Genomic DNA, 3,455 nt, shown 5'->3' on the forward strand with positions numbered 1-3,455 from the left:
ACATCGCCGGTAACGATGTATGTGCCGGTTGCGGCATACCAGGTGGTGTGTGTACTAATTACACCTGATACATACTCTTCTGCCCAGCCAACCTGGGCATACCCTCCCAAAACCCCTAATCCCAAAAACCACACTTGCTTTCAAAAGCTTCTTCATTTCTTTTCCTCCTTAATAAAATTTATTTTTCAAAACCAACCTTTTTTGCCAAATGATCAAATTTAATATCAAATTGGTCAAAGATGTCTAATCTACCCAATAAAAATGGCACTTCCTCTATCAAAACCCAACCAATCCTCCCTTTAATCCGATATTCTCCAATCTCAATCTGAACAGGCTTGATAATATAAGGTAAAGCACCCTCTCCAATTCCTCTGATTTCTCTAATTGTCTCTTTCTCTATCCTAAAACCTAAATAGTCTCCCGCTCTCTTTGGAATTAAGGTTATATCTGCCCCCGAATCAATAAGCATTTGGCATCTATAGCCTTTTTCTTCACTTATAATTCTAAGTGTTGATGTGGCTTCCAAATTATTCCAAGCTCTTCTGATGTGTACTTTTTGTATGGAAACTCAATCATACTGCCATCACTTCCCACTTAGGAACTTTAGTAATTAAAGGGTCTGGTGAATACTTTTTTGCTTCTTCAATCACAGCAATAAAATCATATCCATGGGCAACAATCTTTTCAGAAGCTACTGCAATATATTCACCTCTGTATTTCGCTTCTTCATCTGGATGTTCTGTAAGCCATTCACTTTCTTTGTCCTTCTTCATCTCTTTACCTTTTAGTAAAAATTATACATTATTCCTTTCTTTTTAGCAAGATTTTTCATGCCCTTCCTGGAGCAACATAAACGGTATCGTCATTATTTGCCGCATTTATTGCAGCTTGAATGGTTGCATACTGAGCTGGCGCAGGGAAATCCGCTGACTTTGCCTCATAGCCCCAAATTAGCCCCAAAACTACCAAACTTAAGATTTTCCTCCTCTTTTTCTTTAGATAAAAATTTATTCAACAATTCAGAGCAATCTTTTACGAAAACCTTAACCTCTCCTTTCATCCTTTCTCCATCTTGAAGGCTAATTTCTGCATAATCTTCATAATCGCTATCTATTCTCCTTTCCAAAGAACGAGAGAGAATCTTAGCCTTTTCAGGAAAGAAAAGCCCTTCTTTTACGAAATGCTTAGAGAATAATGTAATTACGCCGCTATGGGTCTTGGAATCTGTTTTTTTCAGAGCCAATAGGGAACGGGCAGAATGAAAGACAGCATAATAAAAGCGATTTATTGCCCCTTTTATCAAGCCTTTTTTAAAAAGTATCTCCCCCTCTTTTAGACATTCTTTAGCCCTTTTGAGACGGTATTTTGCCAGGTCAATAATTTCTTGTTCCATTATAACATTATTCCCTCCTTCTCTATTGATTGGACAAAGGGTGTTGCTCTCCACTTAAGAGACCTAAATTTACTTGCCTCTACAATACGAGGAGAAATATAGACTTCCCATTTCAGATTAACCTCAAAGGCAATATCCATAATCCTATCCCATACATTCTCATTCAAACTTTTTACCTCTACGAGAATATCTATATCAGAGGCATTATTAGCATCTTTGCGTGCCTTTGAGCCAAAAAGACGAATGCTCATTAGATTCTCTTTTAATAAAACCTTTATCTTTTCTGTAAACTCATTTATTGCATCTTTCTTTTTCATTTAACCCCTCCTCCAATTAAGCTAATTCTTTTATAGAGCGCCTCGGTATAGCTTCCTGGAGCAACATAAACGGTATCGCCACTTGTTGCAGCATTTATTGCCGCCTGACCTGAATTGTTGTATAATTTCCTGGCACATACCAATCCTCTGCTCTTACCCCTTTAAGTTAAAAAACTTAAGCCCCAAAACTACCACACTAAAGATTTTCTTCATCTTTTTTATACCTCCATTTGACAAAATATTGTCTATAAATTTTAAGAAGTCTTCCACACTTTTTAAATGATGTTTCACCGCAATTACATCTAATGCATTTTCATAGAAGCCAGAACGATGCAAGGTCTCGCCAGATGCTTCTTTATGGATTATCTCCTCGTTATTATACTCTTCGCCAAGATTGGCTGCTGTTTTTCCAAAATCTGCATGCCTTCTTATCTTTGGATTTACTGCTTTAAGTGCCTGAGCAACGGTTGCCCAACCCTTTTCGCAAGCCTGCCAAAGAGCTGTTTCTTTCTTTGTAGTCTCATACCTTTTAAGTTCAATCTTTCCCTCTTTCAAAAACTCCTCGGTTAGTGCTAATCTTTTATTCATTTTTTAAAACCCCTTTTTTCCCAATACCACTAAAGCTAATTATCTTTTAAAAAAGGCAAGTAAAACGCCTATGATTGAGGTGACCTGGCCAAGATAGAAGATAAACATCCATCTTATTATGCTGGCGTAATTACTTTTTATTTCAACCCTAAGACGAGCTGTTTCATCAGTTATTCTTTTGTCAAGTTTAGCTGTTTCATCAGTTATTCTTTTGTCAAGTTTAGCTGTTTCTTCTGTTATTTTTTTGTCAATCTTTGAGGTTTCTTGAGTGATTCTTGTTTCAAACTTTCCCTCAAGGATGGCAAGGTCAGACCTTACTCCACTAATCTCTTGCGAGAGTCTTCTTTCAAACTTCTCTGCTGATAGGGTAATAACATCCTCTTTTACCCTTTCCTCTGATTTGTTAAGCACATCAATCAAAGAATCAATCCCATCTTCCCCTAATTTTTCCCTTAATGGTCTTGGAATAGCAATAACTGGCATTTTGTCCTCCTGTATTTATTTTAATTATAACCAAAGTTATTGTTTTGTGTCAATTAAAATTTAGAACCTAAAGAGACAAAATAAGAATTGCCAAGTTCACCTTGTGGTTGGAAAGCAAAGTCAAGGGAGAATCTTTGGTGTTTTATGCCAAATCCAGCTGTTAGACCAGAGCCTTCGTCTTGTGGGCAGGATTTAAAACCAAGTCTTATTGCCAATGCTTTTCGGTAATCGTATTCACCACCAATGTTTATGTAGGGAGAATTGTCATTGGGAAGGGTACCATCTAAGACAATGGTAATGGGAGCAAGGGTTTTGGGAAGAAGATAGGAAAGGCCTAGTTTTAAACACAAAGGAAGGGGATCTGATTCCTTTTCAAACTTTATTCTGGTGCCGATATTCTTTACAACCGCACCAATCTTCATTCCTTTAATGTTTGGTTTATAAAGCATTCCAGCATCACAACAGAACCCATAGGCATCGCTTTTGTCTATTTCTCCATAGATTGCCTTAAGGGATAAGCCTAAAGCAATGTTTTCATTGGGCATTTTTCCTCCTAAACCAAAGCAAAGAGCCATATCCATTGCATCCCAAGTTCCATCTTTGGTTGCATTCTGGTCATACCTATCCTCCTTTCCATAGTCAAGGTAGGAGATAGATGTGGCAAATATTGCCCT

Annotated in this window: 9 protein-coding genes; all 9 read right to left on the reverse strand. The window is 37.4% G+C overall.

The genetic code is table 11. The features are described 5' to 3' along the window. Positions 1-178: 178 nt before the first annotated feature. Positions 179-526, reverse strand: coding sequence for a retropepsin-like aspartic protease (locus AB1630_11390; protein ID MEW6104397.1), 348 nt, complete (start codon positions 524-526; stop codon positions 179-181). Positions 527-572: 46 nt separating this feature from the next. Beyond that, complete coding sequence (locus tag AB1630_11395) at positions 573-773, reverse strand: DUF5678 domain-containing protein (GenBank protein ID MEW6104398.1); 201 nt, start codon at positions 771-773, stop codon at positions 573-575. A gap of 55 nt (positions 774-828) precedes the next feature. Then, positions 829-960 (reverse strand): hypothetical protein, encoded by a 132-nt coding sequence (locus tag AB1630_11400; GenBank protein MEW6104399.1) that lies wholly within the window; start codon positions 958-960, stop codon positions 829-831. Then, positions 938-1,393 (reverse strand): HEPN domain-containing protein, encoded by a 456-nt coding sequence (locus AB1630_11405; protein MEW6104400.1) that lies wholly within the window; start codon positions 1,391-1,393, stop codon positions 938-940. Before AB1630_11405 ends, AB1630_11400 begins: the two co-directional genes overlap by 23 nt. Continuing rightward, positions 1,393-1,710 (reverse strand): nucleotidyltransferase domain-containing protein, encoded by a 318-nt coding sequence (locus AB1630_11410; protein MEW6104401.1) that lies wholly within the window; start codon positions 1,708-1,710, stop codon positions 1,393-1,395. The genes AB1630_11405 and AB1630_11410 overlap by 1 nt, the downstream gene beginning before the upstream one ends. Further along, the gene (locus tag AB1630_11415; GenBank protein ID MEW6104402.1) at positions 1,707-1,853 is read right to left on the reverse strand and encodes a hypothetical protein; all 147 of its coding nucleotides are present in this window, start codon (positions 1,851-1,853) and stop codon (positions 1,707-1,709) included. The genes AB1630_11410 and AB1630_11415 overlap by 4 nt, the downstream gene beginning before the upstream one ends. A gap of 10 nt (positions 1,854-1,863) precedes the next feature. Next, positions 1,864-2,298, reverse strand: coding sequence for a PaREP1 family protein (locus tag AB1630_11420; protein MEW6104403.1), 435 nt, complete (start codon positions 2,296-2,298; stop codon positions 1,864-1,866). Positions 2,299-2,337: 39 nt separating this feature from the next. Beyond that, positions 2,338-2,781, reverse strand: a complete 444-nt coding sequence (locus tag AB1630_11425) for a hypothetical protein (GenBank protein MEW6104404.1) — start codon at positions 2,779-2,781, stop codon at positions 2,338-2,340. Between the two features lie 53 nt (positions 2,782-2,834). Next, on the reverse strand, positions 2,835-3,455 hold a 621-nt coding region (locus tag AB1630_11430; GenBank protein MEW6104405.1), incomplete at its 5' end, for a PorV/PorQ family protein.

This window comes from bacterium (assembly GCA_040753555.1).
Classification (GTDB): domain Bacteria; phylum UBA9089; class UBA9088; order UBA9088; family UBA9088; genus JBFLYE01.

Bases quoted from the DNA above. Each gene is read 5' to 3' on its own strand.
- AB1630_11395 (MEW6104398.1), bottom strand. From the start codon at position 773: ATGAAGAAGGACAAAGAAAGTGAATGGCTTACAGAACATCCAGATGAA.
- AB1630_11405 (MEW6104400.1), bottom strand. From the start codon at position 1,393: ATGGAACAAGAAATTATTGACCTGGCAAAATACCGTCTCAAAAGGGCT.
- AB1630_11410 (MEW6104401.1), bottom strand. From the start codon at position 1,710: ATGAAAAAGAAAGATGCAATAAATGAGTTTACAGAAAAGATAAAGGTT.
- AB1630_11420 (MEW6104403.1), bottom strand. From the start codon at position 2,298: ATGAATAAAAGATTAGCACTAACCGAGGAGTTTTTGAAAGAGGGAAAG.
- AB1630_11425 (MEW6104404.1), bottom strand. From the start codon at position 2,781: ATGCCAGTTATTGCTATTCCAAGACCATTAAGGGAAAAATTAGGGGAA.